This window comes from Herbiconiux aconitum (genome assembly GCF_024979235.1).
In the GTDB taxonomy this organism is placed as follows: domain Bacteria; phylum Actinomycetota; class Actinomycetes; order Actinomycetales; family Microbacteriaceae; genus Herbiconiux; species Herbiconiux aconitum.
In genome coordinates, this window is the sequence record NZ_JANLCM010000004.1 from 13,387 (window position 1) to 31,914 (window position 18,528).

An 18,528-nucleotide genomic window follows, 5' to 3' on the forward strand; every position below is an offset into this window, starting at 1 on the left:
GTCGGTAGCGGTCGTGGTGAGCCCACTCTGTCCGCTTGACCGAGGCCTCGAATGAGTCATTTGACGTTCATCCGAAGCCAGAACCGACGCCGGCGTGCTCCACCTTAGGAGAACGTGAGCACCAGCCGCCCTCGCACGCCGCCGCGCTCGAGTCGTTCGTGCGCACGCGCCGCGTCTTCGGCCGGGTAGGTCTCGGCGACGCGCGGCACGAGTGCGCCTGCCTCGGCGAGCACCCGCACTTCGTCGAGCTTGTCCATTCGGCCGGCGTAGTCGGGAACGAAGGGCGTCTGCAGCCGGATGCCGCGACCCGGGATAGTCGCGTAACTGCCGGGCTCATCAGTCGACCGGAATCGGGCGAACTGTCCCCCGTCGCGAACCGCGTCGAAGAGGGAGGGGCCGTACATCGCGGTGTCCGCGGCGGCGTCCACACCGAGCGGGTGGATCTGCCGGATGCGAGCGGCGATGCCAGGGCCCCGTTCCACCACCTCGGAGGCACCGAGACGGCGAACGAGGTCGGCGTCGGCCGGTGCCGCATCCGCCACCACCGACAGCCCCTTGGCGGCAGCCAGGCCGGTGATGTAGCCGCCGAGGCCGCCCGCGGCGCCGACGACGGCCAGGGTCGACCCACGCGGCAGATCGAGCGTGTCGAGCGCGAGCAACGCGGTGAGCCCGTTCATCGGAATGGTCGCCGCTTCGACCGAGCTCATCCCGCGCGGTGACGTGACGGCCCACGATGCGGGAACGACGACGTATTCGGCGTATCCACCGGTCATACCTGGGCCGATCGGGATGAGCATCGACATCACGTCGTCGCCGATCGCCAGGCTGGTGCGGGTGCCGGGTCCGATCTCATCGACCGTGCCCGCTACATCCTGCCCTGGCACGTATGGTTTCGGTTGCCCGCTGAGCATGGCCGCCTGGGGCCCGGATCGCAGGAGCAGATCGGCGGGATTCACTCCGGCTGCTCTCACGCGGATGCGGATCTCTCCGGCGCCCGCGTGGGGTTCGGGCAGTTCTACGATGCGGAGCACATCGGGCGCTCCGAATTCGGTCAAGCCGACGGCTTTCATGGTGCTTCCTCACTGATGGTTTCGTATGCGGCGCGGGACTGCGGCCCCGGGCCGTGGAGCTGTGATGTTCCGGGCGCGCGCATCCCGTCGAGCAGGATCGTGATCACGCGGCGCCATCCGTCGGGCCCGGCATCGACGCCGAGACAGTGCTCGATGTCGAGGGAGGCGCGCGAGGAGATGATGATGTCCTGCCACGTGACGTCGGAGCGAAGCGCTCCCGCCGCGTGGGCGCGTTCCGTCAATCGGGTGACGGCGTTCTGCAGGGCCATCGTGCGCTGGGTGACCTCCGGCGACGGAGGACTGTTGCTGTCGCACGCGGCGGTCACCTGGGCGAGACCCCGGCTGTCGCGATGCGCGCCGGCCAGCTCCATCATGAACTCCGAAAGCCCCTCCCAGGGATCGTCGCTCTCGAGAAAATCCTCCGCCTTCTCGCACAGGTCGTCGTAGAGACCGAGCACCACGGCGTCGAGCAGCGCCTCCTTCGTGCCGAATCGCCGGTAGAGCGTTCCGACGCCCACACCCGCCGCTGTGGCGATGTCGAGCGAGGACACATCGAGGCCGTTGATGGCGATGGCGTCCCTCGCCGCGTGGAACAGCCGCTGCCGGTTGCGCTGGGCGTCGACACGCCCGACGGGTTCGGTTTCGAGGTCGGGCTCAGGCATCGGGGCTCCAGTTCGGCAGCGGATCCATGCGGAACCGGGTCAGTTCGAGGGAGTCGATGAGCCAGTGCCCGTCGACCTTGCGGTATGTCTCGCGGTACTGGCCGTAACCGCGGTGTCCCTCCGGCGCATCCGGAGCGTCGGGGAAGGTGAGCAGATCCTCCATGGCCCAGATGCCGGACGCCGTGTCGGCGCCGAGGATGTCGATCTCCGGCATGTGACCGTGATGCACGGTCGGGGCGGCGCCGATGAGGTCGCGGATGACCTCCACAAACGCCTCCCGCGACGGCCAGGCGACGCCATCGGTCACGATGCGGGCATCGGGCGTGAAGAGCCCGCCCAGCTCGTCGTGCTTCTTCTCGTCGACGAAACGGAAGTAACGGGCCTTCAGCTTCTTGATGTCTTCGGTTGCTTCCAGGGCATCCAAACGGCGCAGAATGTCGTTGGAATCAGTCATCGGGGGTGGTCCTCTCCGCCGGACTCGCGGTCCGGAAAACGGACGTACTTCGTCCGGATACAGACGATAGCATCATCCGGACGACCGTCGTCCGGTTCACGCCCGGGCGAGCACACTCACACCGGTTTACCAGGACGGTACGCGCTGACCGTCGGATCGCCGGGTATCCAGAACCGCCACGGGAACTCCCCCGCATCTCCCCCGCGCCCGCTCACCCCGACCCGTGGGCCGACGGCCGGCTGGAAGTCCCGCGGCGCATCGGCGACGAGGAACTCCCATGCGCCGCCGAACAGGTCATCGCCGTTGTCGGCGAGGGTCACGTCGAACACCTGCGCGACGTTCCCCGGCCCCCGGGCGAGCTCGCGGTCGCTGACCGGAGACCGTCGGCGCGCCGCTCGTCTGGCGCGGGCGAGGTGCTGCCCTTCGATCACGAGACCCGCTCGAACGAGGCATCCGTACGGCCGGTCGGCTCCGGTCGTGACCAGGTTGATCGCATGGTGCAGGCCGTAGGTGAAATAACAGTAGATGTGGCCCGCCGGCCCGAACATCGTGGCGTTGCGGGCGGTCCGACCCCGGAAGGAGTGGGCTCCCGGGTCTCGTTCGCCGGCGTACGCCTCGACCTCGGTGATGCGAATGGCCACCGCGCCGTCGTCGTCGCTCTTCTTCAGCACGCACCCCAGGAGGTCGGGTGCCACCTCGAGCACATCGCGCTCGAAGAACCCGCGGTCGGTCTTGCGGTATCCCCTCACGACCATGGGGGCGGCCTCCTCGTCGCAGAGCGTCGCTTCGGGTCTATCGCACCGGCCCCCGCGAAGGCAACCGCGGTCATGCGGAGTCGGTGCGGGTTCCGTCTTCGATGAGTGGTGTGAGCAAGTCGCCGATCTCGGCGCGGGCCGCCCGCGCATCCTGATCGGCGATCGCCTGCACCAGACGTTCGTGCTGGCCGGCGTGATGATCGACCTCGCCTTCGACATCGGCACGGAGCACGGAACGGAAGAGCTCGAGCAGCCCGTCGTAGAGTTCGACGAACAGGTCGTTGTGAGTGGCGGCGGCGACCGCGCGGTGCAGGGCGGTGTCGGCGGCCATCCGCTGATCGATGTCGGGTTGCTGCCACGATCGGGCGCGCGCGTCGAGCAGCTCGCGGAGTTCTCGCACGTCTCCGTCGGTGCGACGTTCGGCGGCCAGTTCGGCCGTGGCGCCGTCGATCGCGAAGCGCAGTTCGAGGCCGTCGCGACGACCGGATGCCGACAGCCGGCGCTGCAGGGTCTGCGTGAGCTGGGAGCGCGCGATGACGAAGGTGCCTCGACCCTGCTCGCGGCGCACGAGGCCGGCCTGCACGAGCGACTGCACGGCTTCGCGCACGGAGTTGCGACCCGCACCCGTCCAGCTCACGAGTTCGTTCTCGACCGGGATCTTCGAGCCCACGGCCCAGCGCCCGGAGCGGATCTCCTCGTGGAACAGCTCGGTGAGGTAGTCCGTCACACCCGGGCGGATGAATGGCGCAGCGGGCGGCGAGACGCTAACCTCGGGATTCATCCCATCATCCTACCTTTTGGATCGCCATGACCTCGACCCCCGCTCCGGCGCCGGCTTCTGCCTCGGTGTTCACCCCACGACGCACGACACTGTTGGTGCTGACGGCGCTCATCCTCACCGCCGTCAACCTGCGCACGGCCGTGACGGGCTTCAGTCCGTTACTCGAGCAGATCGGCGGTGATCTGGGATTCGGAACGGCACTCTACGGCGCGTTCGGCACCATCGTCACGGCCTCGTTCGCGATCTTCGGTTTCGTGGCTTCGGCCGCCTCGCGCCGGTTCGGCCTCGAGACGACGCTGGCGGCCGCGACCGTCGTGACCACGCTCGGCATCGGGCTGCGCGCGCTCAGCCCTGATCCGGTCGTGTTGGTCGCGTCGACGATCGTGGCGTTCGCCGGGGTGGGCGCGTCGAACGTGCTCATCGTGCCGATCGTGAAGCGCTACTTCGCCTCGCGGCTGAAGACCGTGAGCTCGCTCTACCTCGCGCTGCTGCAGTTCGGGCAGTTCGTCGCTCCGCTGATCGCGGTGCCGATCGCGCTCTCGGCCGGATGGCGGTTCGCGATCGGGATGTGGGCGATCCTGACGGCGGCGGCGGCGGTGCTGTGGATCGGAGTCGCCACGTCGGGGCGGTCGCGGGCACAGGCGCGCGGCGCCGGATCGGAGTCCAACTCGGGCACGGGAACCGTCGGCACCGCACCCGCATCCACTCCCCCGGCACCGCTCGGCGGCGTGCCGGGCGCGTGGCGCACCACTCTGTTGTGGTCGATGGTGCTGCTGTTCGCGATGACCGCGCTCAACACCTACGTCATCATCACGTGGCTGCCGACCATCCTCGTCGAGGCCGGTGCGGAGCCCGCGCTCGGCGGCACCCTCCTCGCCTTCTTCTCGGTGTTCGGCCTGGGCGCGGCATTCCTCGTGCCGCCCTTGACGCTGCACCTGCGCAATCCGGCGGCGATCGTCGTGGTGTGCGTGACGCTTCTCGCCGTGGGCTACACGGGCTTGCTGGTCGCGCCGCTCGAGGGTGCCGTGTTCTGGGTGGCCGCGCTCGGACTCGGCGTCAGCACCTTCCCGATGTGTCTCACTCTCGTGAACGCCCGCACACGTAGCACGGCCGGTTCGTCGTTACTCTCCGGTCGCATGCAGGGCATCGGTTACGCCATCGCCTGCGTCGGCCCCCTGCTCATCGGCCTGTTGCACGATGCGCAGTCCGGCTGGAGCGGCTCGTTCGTGTTCCTCTTCGTGAGCCTCGCGATCCTCCTGGTTGCCGGCATCCTGGCGTCCCGCCCGCGCCTGCTCGAGGATGAGGCGGCGCGCGCGGCGTGAGCAGTGTGATGGCCGGATGCCTGCGCCAGGTCGACGCAGTCATCCGGCCACCGGGCCGAACCTTCTTCTAGAGGGCGCTGTCTCCCGAATCGTCCGCCGTGGTCGACCGACGGCGACGGCGGGCGGCGAGGAGCGCGCCGGCGCCGACGACGAGCAGAGCGAGCACCACGCTGAGCGGAATGATCAGCTGAGCGCCGGTCGCCGCCAGACCGCCGGTGTTCGAGGTGGCCGCGCCACTCCCCGTGCCGGTTCCGTTTCCGCTGCCGCTGCCGCTTCCCGGCCCCGGATCGGTGGTCGGCGGCGCGACGGGCGCCGGGATGACTTCCACGGTGACACTCGCCGTGACATCACGCACCGTGGCCGTGATGACGTGCGGGCTTGCGTGCGGGAAGGTGATCGTGTTGCCGTCGATCACATCGGTGGCAACCGAGCTCGTGAACGTGACCGCCTCGGTCACGTCACCGAGTGCTCCGCCGTCGGCGTCGAATCCGGTCGCGGTGACGACGACCGAGCCGCCCTGCTGGACGCTCGTGGTGCTGACCTCGAGTTCCAGGCTGCGAATCGCGTCGGCGACCGTCATCCACGAGGCGTAGACCGCGGTGTCCGACATCACCGGAGCGGCGAAGTCGAACGGCACGGCGTGCTCGGCGTCGGCGAACCAGCCCTGGAAGACGTAACCCTCAGCCGTGGGGTCGACCGGGGCGGTCGCCGTCTGTCCGTAGGGAATCGTCTGGGGCTCGATCGCGCCGCCGTGGCCACCGAGATCGAAGCTCACGGTCGACGCATCCGGAACACCGAGTGCCCCTGATGCGACCGCTGCCTGCGCGCCTCCGACGATCGGCAGCACGATCGTGCTGACCGCCGTGTCGAGGTTCACCGTGGCGTTCGGAGTGCCGGCGACGAAGCCCGACAGGTTCGTCGTCACGACGACACCGATGCGGTGGCCGACCGGGAACACGTGGTCGTAAGGCTCGAGCGGCCAGCTGAACGCGTAGTCCTGGCCGGGAACCACAGGAGTGGCCTGGCCGTCGATGAGCGATTCACGGTTGGAGGAGTCGAGAACGCCTCGGGTCACCCGGAACTGCTCGACATCCGCCGAGCGCCGCTCGACCTCGCCGTAACAGGCGTCGTCGCTCGCGCTCTCACCGCCCCAGCAGGAGCTGGTGTCCAGATCGGCCACACCGTCTCCAGGGCTGCGGGGAATCACGGTCGCCGTCCCGTAGTCCACCAGCATGGTCGCGAGGTTCGACTGATCGGTGCTGAGCGCAGCGGTCAGCTCGACAGACGCCGTGCCCGAGATGCGGAGCTCGCTGGTGAGAGGCTGCGAGAGGAACGTCAGCCGGGCATCCTGAGAGCCCTCCGGCTCGGCGATCAGATCGTTCTCGCGCGGAGCGTTCGCCGGGCCGGTGAACGTGAGCTCATCCGGTCCGGTGGGCGTGGCGAGCTGCAGGGTTCCGGCAGCACCGGCCGGGGTGGCCGCGAGATGGATGCCCACGTCTTCCGATCCCGGTACCGGCCAGGTCGCATAGTCCTCCATCACACCCGGCTGCATGGATTCCACGGTGGCCATCGGCTCCGTCATGATGCCGTTGTCGATGCCCTGCAACCAGTAGTCGAACCAGTGGTGCAGCGTGCTGACCCACTCGGCGCGGTCGTAGTCGAACGGGTCGACGTGGCCGAGGCGCGAGAGCCAGATCTTGCGCGGCACGTCGTTCTCGCCCAATGCGGTCCAGTAGGCGCCGAGCTGACTCATCCGCACGTTGTCGTCGTTCAGTCCGTGAACCGCGAAGACGGATGCGGTGATCTTGTCGGTGGTGGTGCGGTAGTCGCGTTCGGCCCAGAACGCGTTGATGTCACCCGTCTCGTCGCCGTCGACCAGGCTCATCTCGTCGCGGGTGGGGGCGCAGAGATCCCGTCGGTCGGGGTTGGTGATCGAGTTCGAGAGACCCGAGGGGTAGTCGGTGTTGTGGCGGATGCCGCCCGTGCGGGAATAGCCGTACCAGTTCGAGATGGCCGAGATCGGAACGATCGTGGTGAGGCCCTCGACACCCGTCGCCGCCACGCCGTTGGCGAGCGTTCCGTCGTAGGACTTGCCGATCATGCCGGCCTTGCCGTTGTGCCAGGCGGCCGTGACAGGATCGCCCGCAGCGTCGTGACCGGCAGCGCGGCCCTGCAGCCAGTCGATCACCACCTTCATGCTGGCGATGTCACCGGCGCCACCCTGCAGGGGGCAGCCGGTGGAGTTCGCGGTGCCGTCCATTTCAGCCAGGATGACGGCGTACCCGCGCTCCACGAAGTAGTTGTCATAGAACAGCGGCCACTCGTCGTTGATGCCGTCGCCATCCGTGTCGGCGATCAGTTCGGACTCATTGCCGCGGCCGACAGTGCTGTAATACGGACTCGCGTCGATGATCGACGGAACCTTGAGTCCGCTGTCGGACTCCTTCGGGCGGATGATCTCGATGGCCGTCACGTCGTCGACGCCGTCGAGATCCTGGTCGACACCGGCCACCGGGATGAATACGCGTTCGCGGATGGCGTCGGCGTAATCGAACACCGGAGCGGTCTCACCGTCGACGATGCTGATCGCGTCGACGCCCGGTGTCGCGGCGGAGGCCGCTGCCGGGGAGAGTGCCGGAACGACGACCGCGGCCGCAAGAGCAACGCCCGCCATCCAGATGCCCGGCCGCCTTCGTCGGCGAGTGGTGGTCGTTTTGGAATAGACAACTGTTGAAAAAATCCCCATGAGGCATGCCTAACAGGGCAGGAACAGCCGCACACAGCCAATTGGTAGTTAGTTCACATAAACGTAACAAAAGCGAACATTTTGCCCCACCTCACGCGTCTCCGCCTCCCGCTACGGAGCCGGATGGGAAAAGAAAAAAGGCCCGGGAAACCGGACCTTTTCTTGCTGGGGTACCTGGACTCGAACCAAGAACAACTGAACCAGAATCAGCCGTGTTGCCAATTACACCATACCCCACCGGCCGCACCGAAGCTCGGGCCGACGGTTTACTTTAGCCTATCCGCGCCGTCACTCCAAAAGCGCCCGAGCGCTCGCCTCGAATCGCTCAGCGGGCGCGGCGGCCCGGCTCGGGCGGAGCGGGCACGGGGCCGAGGCGATCGTTGCGCAGGTGCTCGTAGACCACCGACGTGCGCACGTCGGCCACCTCGGCGCGCTCGGTGAGGCGGTCGATGACGAAGGCGTAGAGGCTGTCGTTGTCGGGAACGGCGACGTGGATGAGGAAATCCTCCGCCCCCGAGGTCACGAACACCCCCAGCGTGTCGGGCAACGCGCTCACCCAGTTGCGAAAGGCCTCGATGTTGCGCCGCGACGGGGGTCGGATGCGCACCGCGATCAGCGCTTGCACGGGCCGGCCGATCGCCGGAAGGTCGACGTCGAGCGTGGCCCCACGAATCACCCCGCGCTCCCGCAGACTGCGGGTGCGGTCGAGCGCGGTGGTGGGCGAGACGCCGACAGCCGCCGCGACGTCGCGATTCGTGCGCCGTGCATCCGTCTGCAGTGCGCGCAGGATGGCCGTATCTAGTTCGTCGAGCATCGCGGGATTCCCTCTCGATTCGTATTAAGTACGGAAGAATTGTAAGCGAATCGGATGTGTGCATATTCTTTCCTCCTGCACTCGAACTAAGGAGCCTGAGTGACCATCGAGCATCCGACGCCACCCGCCTTTGCCGCGGAGGAGATCGTCACCGGCGAATCGACCCGATCGGCTCGACTGAAATGGGCGATCGTGGTCGACACGGCGTTGCCGCCCGGCCGCATGGTGAACGCGGTGGCCTGCGTCGCCTCGGCGACGGGGGTGGCGATCGGCGGATTGCCGGGTCCGGATGGTGTCGACGCGAGCGGGGTGACGCATCCGGGGCTCCCCTGGGCCGGATGCACGGTGCTCGGCACCACGGCCGAGCGCCTCGCGAACGTGCGCGCGAAGGCAATCTCGGCAGAAGACGTCTGGCTGGCCGACATGCCACTCAGCGCGCAGACCACCCGCGTCTACGACGAGTACCTCTCGACCCTCGCGTCGACCGCCCCCGCCGACCTCGAGGTGTGCGCCCTGAGCATCGTGGGCCCGCGCGCCACCGTCGACGCCCTCGTGAAGAAGCTCCGCTTGCTCTGACCCCGTCCGCAGCCCTCGCGACGGAGCAGGTGACGGTGCGGGGTGGGTTGGGCCCGCCGTCAGGCGGGCACGCGGGAGAACAGGCCGGGGTACTCGAGCACGAAGCCCTGCTCGTCGACCACGATGTCACGCCGGAAGTCGCTGTCGAGCGACTGGTAGCGATAGACATCAGACAGCAGCCGCGTGTAACGCTGCGGATCGGCGGTGACGGTCATGGCGGGCACGTCGACGTACGCCGTCACGATGTCGGCGCTCTCCCCCACGCCGATGCCGAGCCGGCGCACGGGCAGGGTGTTACTGAACGGAGTTGCACTGATGTCGACGTCGATCGCGGCATCCAGCTGTCGCAGCAGACGCCCGTCGTCGCTCGTCCAGCGACCCTCGCCGGCCGAGCGCATCTCGATGCACCGGCTCGTCACCGTCTCCGAGACGCAGACGTAGCGGGTGCGCCACAGTTCGTCGATCTCGACCCGGTAGTAGACGTCGAAGGCGTGCGGGTCGGTGGCCGTGACGTGGCCCACGGCCACGCATCCGCTCGCGTCGATGGTGACGGTGGTCTCCTCGAGCCCGGTTCCGGATGCGGGCACCCAGGCGAGCGAGCGCGTCACGGTCACCATGGCATCACCCCCGGCCGATCGGGTGCATCCTGTGCGAGGAAATCTACTCCGGGTCGGGGGCCTTGTGCACCCCTCGTTTGCGAGCGGCGGCCCGCTGGCGCAGGTAGGCGATCAGGGCCGATCCGACGGTCAGCACGACGATGCCGATCAGCACCCACTCCATGTAGCGCTCGACGACCGATGCCACCGACGGGATCGACCCGAGCGCGTACCCCAGCCCCACGATCGCGATCGTCCAGAGCGCAGCGCCGAGCGCGTTGAACCCGGCGAAGTGCGTGTACTTCATCTTGCCGACCCCGGCTGCGACGGGCGCGAAGGTGCGCACCACCCCCACGAAACGGGCGATGGTCACCGCCCACCCGCCGAAGCGGTCGAAGAACGTCTGGGTGCGTTCGACATTCTTGCGACTGAATACCCCGGAGTCGCGGCGTTCGAAGATCGCCGGTCCGGCCCGCCGGCCGATCAGATACCCGAGTTGATCGCCGAGGAACGCGGCCACGAAGATGCAGAGGATGACCACGGGGAGCGGGAGCGGGATGGCGCCGGTGAAGGTGAGCAGGCCCGTGAAGAAGAGCAGGGTGTCGCCCGGCAGGAAGAAGCCGATCAGCAACCCCGTCTCGGCGAACACGATCAAGCACACGATGAGGAGGCCCCAGGCCCCTGCACCCTCGATGGCTCCCTGCACGTTGAAGAGGTCGGAGGGCGCCATGCGTCGACCCTAGCGCCTCGCCCTGCGCGGTCGATGAAGGAATTCCGGGCCGCATCGTGGGCGACAGAGTGCCCTCCCGAGTGGCAGGCTGGAGGCATGCAGTTCGGTCGCCAGCTGACACCCGACGAGTTCTGGACGCATGTCGACGAAACGGATGCGCAGCTCCGCTCCACCTTCGCTCCCGACTTCGCCTACGGCCTGGTTCGCTGGCCCGGATTCTCGATGGTGACCGAGTGGGACTTCGGCGGTCAGACTCGCGTTCTCTCCTACGCCCGCGCCATGCCCGCGGTCATCCCACCGAGCCCGCGCGCCGACGAGGACACCGCCGCGACGGGCGGTTTCACACCCGAGGGCGAGGCCCGCCGCCGCGCCACCGACGACGACGCGACGTTGGCGTCGCTCGAAGCACGGCTGGCCGAAGGCGGGAGCACGGCCGCCTTCGAGGGCGCAGCCACCGTCGCCGGTGCCGCCGCCGCCTTCTCCGACCCCTTCGACGTGCACGTGCACTGGCGCTCCGGTGACAGCCGCGCGGTCGTCGACCGGCTGCGCCATCGCGACAGCATGCTGCGAGCGCGCACCACCTCCTGGTATCGCCCCGTGTCCGCCACCGAGCACCTGCCCGACCGCATCGTCGACCTCAAGGTCGACGGTCGCCGCGAACCGTTCGAGGTGTGGGTGCGCGGCCCGGTCTGGTGGGCGGCGACGATGCTCGGCGGCCGCACCCTCGCGGTGGTGGCGCGCGACGTTCCGTTCGAAGACGTCGCTCTGCTGCGAGTGACCGACATCGAGCCCTACATCGACGGCCGCCGGCTCTGGCTGCGACGGATGCGCGGCGAGGCATGAGCTGTGCCGCGATCGTCCACTGAGCGATACCATCACGACAACCCCGCACCATCGAAGGAGCACGACATGAGCGACTACGCGGTCATCAACCCCGCCACCGGCGAGACTCTGCGTGAATACCCCACGATCACCGACGCCGAACTGGATGGTGCGATCGGCGCCGCCTCTGACGCGTTCGAAGGCTGGTCGCGGCGCGTGCCGGTGGCCGAGCGGGCCGCCTTGATCGCCCGGGTGGCCGAGCTGCACACCGAGCGCCGCGAGCAGCTGGCCGAGATCGTGGTGCGGGAGATGGGCAAACCGCTCGAGCAGGCCCTCGGCGAGGTCGACTTCGCGGCCGCGATCTACCAGTACTACGTCGATCACGGGGCCGAATACCTCGCCGACGAGCCGATCGAGTTGGCCGAGGGCTCGGGATCGGCGTTCATCCGCCGGTCGGGTCTCGGCGTTCTGCTCGGCATCATGCCGTGGAACTTCCCCTACTACCAGGTGGCCCGGTTCGCCGGCCCCAACATCGTCGCGGGCAACACCATCCTGCTGAAGCACGCTCCGCAGTGCCCGGAATCCGCGGCCGCGATCGCCGACATCTTCACCGAGGCAGCCGCATCCGTCGACGCGCCCGCAGGCGCGTACGTGAACATCTACGCCAGCAACGATCAGGTCGCCACCGTGATCGCCGACCCGCGCGTGCAAGGTGTCTCCGTCACCGGGTCGGAGCGCGCCGGCGCCGCGGTGGCCGAGCTCGCGGGCAAGCACCTCAAGAAGGTCGTGCTGGAGATGGGCGGATCAGACCCCTTCATCCTGCTCTCCACCGCCGACGTGGATGCGGCGGTGCAGGATGCGGTGAACGCGCGGCTCGACAACAACGGCCAGTCCTGCAACGCAGCCAAGCGCTTCATCGTGCTCGACGGACTCTACGACGACTTCGCGGCGAAGTTCACCGAGGCGTTCACAGCGGTGCAGCCGGCCGATCCGTTCGCCGAGGGAACCCTGCTCGGTCCGCTCTCGTCGCAGGCGGCGGCCGCGCGTCTCGGCGAGCAGGTCGACCGGGCCAAGGCGCAGGGCGCGACCGTGCTCGCCGAAGGTTCTCGCTCGGGGAACTTCTTCGGGCCCACCGTGCTCGCCGACGTCACGCCGTCGATGGACGCCTATCGCGAGGAGTTCTTCGGGCCGGTCGCCGCGCTCTACCGGGTGCCCTCCGAAGATGAGGCGGTGCGCCTCGCCAACGACACCCCGTTCGGGCTCGGCTCCTACGTCTACACCACCGACGAGGAGCAGGCGCTCCGGGTGGCCGACGCGATCGACGCCGGTATGGTCTGGATCAACCTCGTGCTCGGCGACGCCGCCGAACTGCCCTTCGGCGGCGTCAAGCGCTCCGGCTCGGGCCGCGAGATGGGCCGCTTCGCGCTGGAGGAGTTCGTGAACAAGAAGCTCATCCGCATCGCCTGACGTCGCCTGGGGGCAATGCGCGTTCAGGCGCGCCGCCTGGACGAATCGACGACATCCCGGGCACTTGTCGCTCGGCTTGCGCCCGCCTCCTGGATCAATCGCCGATCGGGCACCACAATGTAGCCATGCCGATCCAAGAAGGATTCCAGGGCCAGCGACTCGTGGTCGTCTCCCGCCCGGTCGTCGCGGAGGCACTCTCCCGCCCGGTCACCCGGCGGTTGCTCGTCACCGACGTTGGCTACTACCCGAACGCGATCGGGCACCAGATGAACCGGCCGCGGGGGGCCGAGGCCACGATCGTGGTGGTGTGCGCGTCGGGAACCGGCTGGGCGCGGGTCGGCGACGTGGTGCACCGCATCGGCGCGCAGCAAGCGCTCGTCATCCCGAGCGGAGTGCCGCACTCCTACGGCGCCGACGAGCAGCGACCCTGGACGATCTGGTGGGCGCACGTGGCCGGAACCGACGCCGCCGAGCTGGTCGAGAGTATGGACGTGACGGCCGGCCGGCCCCTCGTGCCGATCCGGGGCCTCGATCGAGCGGTCGCGCTGCTCGACGAGATCGTCTCCAACCTCGAGCGCGACCAATCCCCACCGCGGTTGGTGTCGGCATCCGGTGCGGCCTGGAAACTGCTCGCCCACATCAGCGTCGACCGCCTGTTGCCGAAGCCCGACGACCCGCTGCAGCGCGCCATGAATTACCTCAGCGACCGGCTCGACGGATCGGTGCGGGTACCCGACCTGGCGCGCCTGGTCGGCGTGTCGCCGTCGCACCTCTCCGCGCTCTTCCATCGGGCGACCGGCGGCGGGGTGCACGCGCATCACACGGCGCTCCGGATGGCGCGGGCCCGTCAGCTGCTCGACACGACCGACGCGACCATCGCCGACGTGGCGTCGGAGGTGGGGTACGACGACGCGTTCTACTTCTCGCGGGCCTTCCGTCGACACCATCGCATGAGCCCGTCCGGTTTCCGCAGCCGCGACAGCTAGGGTACTGCTAGGCGTCAGGTGGCCAGGCGCACGCCCCAGCTCGTGCACCAGCGCTCGTCGGGGGCCAGCCAGCGCAGACCCTCACCCGTGCGCAGGGCGTTCGGCGGCGCGGTCATCGGCTCGATGGCCACGGCGAGTCGCGGTCCGGTGTCGGAGGGCAGCTCGCGCGCGATGTAGAGCTGGGTGAAGCGGTAGTCGTCGTCGGCCCAGAGCTCCACCCGGTCTCCGTTCGGCTCGTGCAGCGAGTGCACGAGCACGCCCGCGGCCGACTCCTGCTCGAAGGTGGCGTGGGCCGGGCTGTCGGCGATGCGACGCGGCACCGTCAGGTCCCAGGGCGTTCCGGCCACCGCGAACCGCTCGCGCGGGATGTGCCGGTCGTCCAAGCGATACGCGTGGGTCGCCTGCACGCTCACCACCAGCTCGTCGATCGACGCCGAACCGATGCGGAGATACGGATGCGCGCCCAGCGCCACCGGGGCTGGCTCGGTGCCGCGGTTCTCGACCGAGGTCGTGACCGTGATGCCTGAGTCCGTCACGACGTAGCCCACGGCGACATCGAGGTCGAAGGGGTAGCCCTGGGGCTGCCGGATCTCGGCGCCCAGCGTGGCCGATGTCTCGTCTCGTGAGAGCACCGCGAAGTCGTCGCCCGCCAGTAACCCGTGGTTGGCGTGACCGAGTTCGGGTTCGGTCATGGCGAGCTCGTGCCGGTGGCCGTTGTGCCACCAGATCGCGTCTTCGACCCGGTTCGGCCACGGCACCAGGGTGGCGCCCGCCATTCCGGGCGCGTCGGGCTCGGTGACGAAGGGCTCCACGATGTCGAGACCGCGAACGGTCAGCGACCGGAGCGAGGCGGCCCGGGGCGAGACCGCCGCGAGCACCCGCCCTGTTCCGTCGGTGAGCCGCACCAGCGGGAGGCCCGCCAGGACAGCATCGGCGATCATGCCTCGACGAGGTGGAAGAGCACCGTGCGGTCGGGGTCGAGCGACGGCGCCTCCAGGCCGAGCTCGTCGAGCACCGAACCGGACACGGTGACCCCGACGGCCAGCCACGGCGGTTGCTGGCCGGCCGGAACGTCTCGGCCGGGTGCCAACTGCCGCACGGTGTAGCGCCGGTTCGGATCGAGTCCGGGCAACCGCAGACGGGGCGGCGGCCAGGCTGCCGGACGACCGAGCATCGTGAACGAGAACACGGCCTCGCGAAGATCGTGTGCCACCACCCCGTCGACCCGGATCTCGGGCACCGTGTCGGCGCGCACCACCCGCCCGGAGTGCAGCAGCGGACGGAAGCGTTTGTGAGCATCCACCCACTCCGATACACGGGCGAAGGTCTCCGGATCGATCGCCGCGAGGTCGAGTTCGACACCGAGGTTGCCCCAGAAGGCCGTCGACGCCCGGAAGTCGAGGGTCGCGACCCGATGCGTGGTGTGCGACTCCTCCGCGCCGATGTGCGTACCCTGCAACTCCGGCGGCAGCAGGAGCGAGGTCCAGCGCTGGATGTCGATCCGGTCGTGCGGGTCGTTGCAGTCCGACGGCCAGACCCGGTCGGTGCGCGCCAGCACCCCGAGGTCGATGCGCCCGCCGCCCGACGCGCACGACTCGATCTCGAGAGCCGGATGCCGGCGCCGCAGCTCGTCCATCATGGCGTACGCCGCGAGAACCTGATCGTGCACGCCGGCTCGGCCGGAGTCGCTGTGGCCGGCGTCGGTGAGGTAGCGGTTGTGGTCCCACTTGATGAAGTCGATGCCGAGGCGATCGACCAGGGTGGAGACCTGTTCGAGCACCTGCGCGAAGGCATCCGGATGCGACAGGTCGAGCACGTGCTGATACCGCGACGGCAGACCCGCACCGTGCCCGCCGTCGAAGATCCATTCCGGATGCGCGCGAGCGAGCTCGGAGTCGAGGTTCACCATCTCGGGTTCGAACCACAGCCCGAACTGCAGGCCCAGACCGTGCACGTGCTCCGCGAGAGGGTCGAGACCCTGGGGCCAGACCTCGGGGTCGACCTCCCAGTCGCCGAGTGAGGTGGTGTCGTCGCGCCGGCCCAGGAACCAGCCGTCGTCGAGCACGAACCGTTCGATCCCGAGTTCTGCGCTGCGGTCGGCGAAGGCCTTCAGCGTGTCGAGGTCGTGGTCGAAGTACACGGCCTCCCAGGTGTTGGAGAGCACCGGGCGTGGGCCGGCCGGATGGTCGGGACGAGCCCGGATCATCCGGTGGAAACGATCGGAGAGGTCGTTGAGGCCCTCGCCCCACGAGCCGTAGAGCACGGGGCTCCGGTAGCTCTCACCGGCCTCGAGGGAGAACTCACCCGAGAGCAGGAGCTCCCCGGCCCGCAGGTGGCGGCTGCCGGCCGGCATCCGCTCGGCGGCCAGCACCTGGTTGCCGCTCCAGCCGAGGTGCACGGCCCACACCTGGCCTCGTTCGAAGCCGAATCCGGTCTCCCCCGCGGCGAACACCGTCGAGTGATCGAGCCCCGGCTTGCCCCCGCGGCTCTCGCGCACCCAGCTGCCGATCGGGAAGGGATGCCGCTGCGGAACCCGCTCGAGCGCCCATCGCCCCGTGAGATCGAGGATCTCGTCGGCCTTGTCCGGAACGGGCAGCGCCAGTTCGACTCCGTCGAGGGCATACGACGAGGCTCCGTCGTTCTGCAGCTCGGCCTGCAGGGTGAGCACCCCGTGCGGGCCGAGCTCGAGCAGCACCGTGAGGGTGAGCTGCGATTCGGGGTCGGCTGCGACGGTGCGCACCGATCCGGCCGTCACCGTGTGCACCGCATCCCGGAACAGCGGCGCGAAGGCCCGCCCACCTCGGTTGCCGGTGATGCCCGGCCGGCCGAGCCAGCCTTCGGCCAGCTGTGGCAGCACCGGCACCGGTTGCGGGTAGGTCACCGCGCTGTCGCCCACCGTCGGGCGGGTGATGGTTCGCAGTTGCTCGAGCTCGGCAGCACCGAGCTCTCCCAGGTCGCGCCCCCAGTGCAGGATGCGGGGCAGTCGCCCGTCGCCGAGGTCGACGACCACGCTCGTGCCGCCGCCGCGGAGGTGCTCGACACCGACGTTGTCGGGAATGGTGTTCTCTTCGGACTCGATGCCCATTTCTAGCCTTTCAGTCCGCTGCTGGCGATGCCGGCGAAGAATTGCCTCTGCAGAACGAGGAACACGATCACGAGCGGAAGCGTGCAGACGAGCGCTCCCGCCATCAATGCCGGGTAGTCGGTGCCGAACTGCCCCTGCATGCTGGCCAGCCCCACGGGAAGCGGACGGAAGTCGCCAGCCGGAGTCACGATGAGGGGCCAGAGCAGATCGTTCCAGGAGTAGAGCGAGGTGAGCACCGCGAGAGCCGCGACCGTGGGCCTGGCCATCGGCAGCATCACGCTCCAGAACACCCGCAGCGTGCCCGCCCCGTCGAGCCGCGCCGCCTCCTCGTACTCCTTCGGCATGGTGATGAATGCCTGGCGCATGAGAAAAGTGCCGAAGGCGCTGAACATGCCCGGGATGGCCAGGGCCGGCAGAGTGTTCAGCAGCCCGAGCCCCTTCATCAGGTCGAACTGCCCCAGAAGGAAGAGCTGGCTCGGCACCATGAGCATCACGAGGAACAGGGCGAACACGATGTTCCGCCCCGGAAACCGCAGCCGCGCGAAGGCGTAGCCGGCGAGTGACGCCACGAGCACCTGACCGACGACCCGCAGGATGAGCGATACCGCCGACACCGCGAACTGCGCCCAGAACGGCACCGACCCGAAGAAGGTCTCGAAACCCTCGATCGTCGGGGTGGCCGGGAACAGCGTCGGCGGAAGCGAGGAGACCTCGTTCGAGGTCTTGAACGAGCTCAGGATCTGCCAGACGAACGGCACCACCATGAAGGCAGCCGCGATGATGAGGAGGGTGTGGATGCGCCACTGCCCGCGCTTAGTCATAGTTCACCCATCTCCTCTGCAGGCGGAACTGGATCGCGGTGGCGATCATGATGATGGCGAGCAGCACGATGGCGATGGCCGCCCCGTAGCCCTGTTTGAACTGCACGAACGCCGCCTCGTAGAAGAGGTACACGATCGTCTTCGACCCGTCGAGCGCCGTGTTGTTGATGCTGCCGAGCATCACGAACACGAGGTCGAACATCTGCAGCGCCGAGATGGTGGTGAGCACGGTGACGAAGAAGACACTGGGGCTGAGCAGCGGCAGCGTGACCGAGAAGAACTGACGCACGCGACTGGCGCCGTCGAGCGCGGATGCCTCGTACAGCTCGACCGGGATGCTCTGCAGCCCGGCGCCGAGAATGATGAGGTTGATGCCGAGGCCCATCCAGATTCCCACGACGGCGAAGGCGTAGATCGTGAAGCGGTCGTCGGCCACCCAGTACTCCCCAGGCAGACCGACCAGCGAGAGCAGGTAGTTCAGCACGCCGAAGTCGCCGTTCAGGATGAAGCGCCACACCATGCCGACGGCCACCGGCAGGGTGACCACCGGCAGGAAGAAGAGCACGCGGTAGATCGTGCGGCCCTTGGCGGCCTGCTCGATCAGAGCGGCGAGCACGATGGCGATCGGCACCCCGAGCAGCACCAGGCCGGTGTAGAGAGCCGAGTTGCCGAGCGCCCGCCAGAAGTCCTCGTCGCCGAGGAGCTTCGTGTAGTTGTCGACGCCGGTGAACTCGCCCGCACCGAACACCGGAACGTCCATGAAGCTCTTGACGAAAGTCGAGATGAAGGGCCACAGGTAGAGCGCGCCGAGACCGATGAGGGCGGGGGCGATCATGGCGAT

18 protein-coding genes and 1 tRNA gene are annotated in these 18,528 nt (G+C 68.5%); 5 read left to right on the top strand and 14 right to left on the bottom strand.

What is annotated here, in order from left to right:
• Positions 1-104 precede the first annotated feature (104 nt).
• From N1027_RS19595 to N1027_RS19615, 5 genes are all read right to left on the bottom strand, one after another.
• A complete protein-coding gene (locus tag N1027_RS19595; protein ID WP_259510682.1) occupies positions 105-1,070 on the bottom strand; it encodes an NADP-dependent oxidoreductase in 966 nt (321 codons plus the stop codon).
• On the bottom strand, positions 1,067-1,732 hold the full coding sequence (locus N1027_RS19600; protein WP_259510685.1) for a TetR/AcrR family transcriptional regulator: 666 nt from the start codon (positions 1,730-1,732) through the stop codon (positions 1,067-1,069). The genes N1027_RS19595 and N1027_RS19600 overlap by 4 nt, the downstream gene beginning before the upstream one ends.
• Positions 1,725-2,186: a nuclear transport factor 2 family protein gene (locus tag N1027_RS19605; RefSeq protein WP_259510688.1), complete on the bottom strand. Its 462-nt coding sequence runs from the start codon at positions 2,184-2,186 to the stop codon at positions 1,725-1,727. The genes N1027_RS19600 and N1027_RS19605 overlap by 8 nt, the downstream gene beginning before the upstream one ends.
• A 116-nt stretch (positions 2,187-2,302) precedes the next feature.
• Positions 2,303-2,941 carry a DNA-3-methyladenine glycosylase gene (locus N1027_RS19610; RefSeq protein ID WP_259510690.1) on the bottom strand — a complete coding sequence of 213 codons (639 nt, stop codon included), beginning with the start codon at positions 2,939-2,941 and terminating at the stop codon, positions 2,303-2,305.
• A gap of 70 nt (positions 2,942-3,011) precedes the next feature.
• Positions 3,012-3,722, bottom strand: a complete 711-nt coding sequence (locus N1027_RS19615; protein WP_259510692.1) for a FadR/GntR family transcriptional regulator — start codon at positions 3,720-3,722, stop codon at positions 3,012-3,014.
• A 26-nt stretch (positions 3,723-3,748) separates the two neighbouring features.
• On the opposite strand from N1027_RS19615, the gene N1027_RS19620 reads away from it, so the two are divergent.
• Positions 3,749-5,044: an MFS transporter gene (locus N1027_RS19620; protein WP_259510694.1), complete on the top strand. Its 1,296-nt coding sequence runs from the start codon at positions 3,749-3,751 to the stop codon at positions 5,042-5,044.
• Positions 5,045-5,111: 67 nt separating this feature from the next.
• Here the strand turns inward: N1027_RS19620 and N1027_RS19625 are convergent, their stop codons facing one another.
• The 3 genes from N1027_RS19625 to N1027_RS19635 all read right to left on the bottom strand — a co-directional run bounded on the left by N1027_RS19625 (position 5,112) and on the right by N1027_RS19635 (position 8,604).
• Positions 5,112-7,718: a CocE/NonD family hydrolase gene (locus tag N1027_RS19625; RefSeq protein ID WP_259510696.1), complete on the bottom strand. Its 2,607-nt coding sequence runs from the start codon at positions 7,716-7,718 to the stop codon at positions 5,112-5,114.
• Positions 7,719-7,955: 237 nt separating this feature from the next.
• Positions 7,956-8,027: transfer RNA gene (locus tag N1027_RS19630), tRNA-Gln, on the bottom strand.
• A gap of 88 nt (positions 8,028-8,115) precedes the next feature.
• Complete coding sequence (locus tag N1027_RS19635) at positions 8,116-8,604, bottom strand: Lrp/AsnC family transcriptional regulator (protein ID WP_259510699.1); 489 nt, start codon at positions 8,602-8,604, stop codon at positions 8,116-8,118.
• 99 nt (positions 8,605-8,703) lie between these two features.
• On the opposite strand from N1027_RS19635, the gene N1027_RS19640 reads away from it, so the two are divergent.
• Positions 8,704-9,180 carry a DUF2000 domain-containing protein gene (locus tag N1027_RS19640; RefSeq protein WP_259510700.1) on the top strand — a complete coding sequence of 159 codons (477 nt, stop codon included), beginning with the start codon at positions 8,704-8,706 and terminating at the stop codon, positions 9,178-9,180.
• Between the two features lie 59 nt (positions 9,181-9,239).
• Here the strand turns inward: N1027_RS19640 and N1027_RS19645 are convergent, their stop codons facing one another.
• Positions 9,240-9,797 carry a putative glycolipid-binding domain-containing protein gene (locus tag N1027_RS19645; RefSeq protein ID WP_259510702.1) on the bottom strand — a complete coding sequence of 186 codons (558 nt, stop codon included), beginning with the start codon at positions 9,795-9,797 and terminating at the stop codon, positions 9,240-9,242.
• Positions 9,798-9,840: 43 nt separating this feature from the next.
• Complete coding sequence (locus tag N1027_RS19650; protein ID WP_259510704.1) at positions 9,841-10,506, bottom strand: DedA family protein; 666 nt, start codon at positions 10,504-10,506, stop codon at positions 9,841-9,843.
• A gap of 96 nt (positions 10,507-10,602) precedes the next feature.
• On the opposite strand from N1027_RS19650, the gene N1027_RS19655 reads away from it, so the two are divergent.
• From N1027_RS19655 to N1027_RS19665, 3 genes are all read left to right on the top strand, one after another.
• Entirely contained in the window at positions 10,603-11,349 is a 747-nt protein-coding gene (locus N1027_RS19655) for a hypothetical protein (protein WP_259510706.1), read from the top strand.
• A 66-nt stretch (positions 11,350-11,415) separates the two neighbouring features.
• Positions 11,416-12,795, top strand: a complete 1,380-nt coding sequence (locus N1027_RS19660) for an NAD-dependent succinate-semialdehyde dehydrogenase (RefSeq protein WP_259510708.1) — start codon at positions 11,416-11,418, stop codon at positions 12,793-12,795.
• A 125-nt stretch (positions 12,796-12,920) separates the two neighbouring features.
• Entirely contained in the window at positions 12,921-13,781 is an 861-nt protein-coding gene (locus tag N1027_RS19665; RefSeq protein ID WP_259510710.1) for an AraC family transcriptional regulator, read from the top strand.
• 14 nt (positions 13,782-13,795) lie between these two features.
• On the opposite strand, the gene N1027_RS19670 is transcribed toward N1027_RS19665, so the two are convergent.
• Genes N1027_RS19670 through N1027_RS19685 form a run of 4 tightly spaced genes read right to left on the bottom strand, consistent with a single transcriptional unit; the run spans position 13,796 to position 18,522 of the window.
• On the bottom strand, positions 13,796-14,722 hold the full coding sequence (locus tag N1027_RS19670; protein WP_259510713.1) for an aldose epimerase family protein: 927 nt from the start codon (positions 14,720-14,722) through the stop codon (positions 13,796-13,798).
• The gene (locus tag N1027_RS19675; RefSeq protein ID WP_259510715.1) at positions 14,719-16,866 is read right to left on the bottom strand and encodes an alpha-galactosidase; all 2,148 of its coding nucleotides are present in this window, start codon (positions 16,864-16,866) and stop codon (positions 14,719-14,721) included. Before N1027_RS19675 ends, N1027_RS19670 begins: the two co-directional genes overlap by 4 nt.
• A gap of 2 nt (positions 16,867-16,868) precedes the next feature.
• Positions 16,869-17,687, bottom strand: coding sequence for a carbohydrate ABC transporter permease (locus tag N1027_RS19680; protein ID WP_259510717.1), 819 nt, complete (start codon positions 17,685-17,687; stop codon positions 16,869-16,871).
• Positions 17,680-18,522 carry a carbohydrate ABC transporter permease gene (locus N1027_RS19685; RefSeq protein WP_259510718.1) on the bottom strand — a complete coding sequence of 281 codons (843 nt, stop codon included), beginning with the start codon at positions 18,520-18,522 and terminating at the stop codon, positions 17,680-17,682. Before N1027_RS19685 ends, N1027_RS19680 begins: the two co-directional genes overlap by 8 nt.
• Between the last annotated feature and the right edge of the window lie 6 nt (positions 18,523-18,528).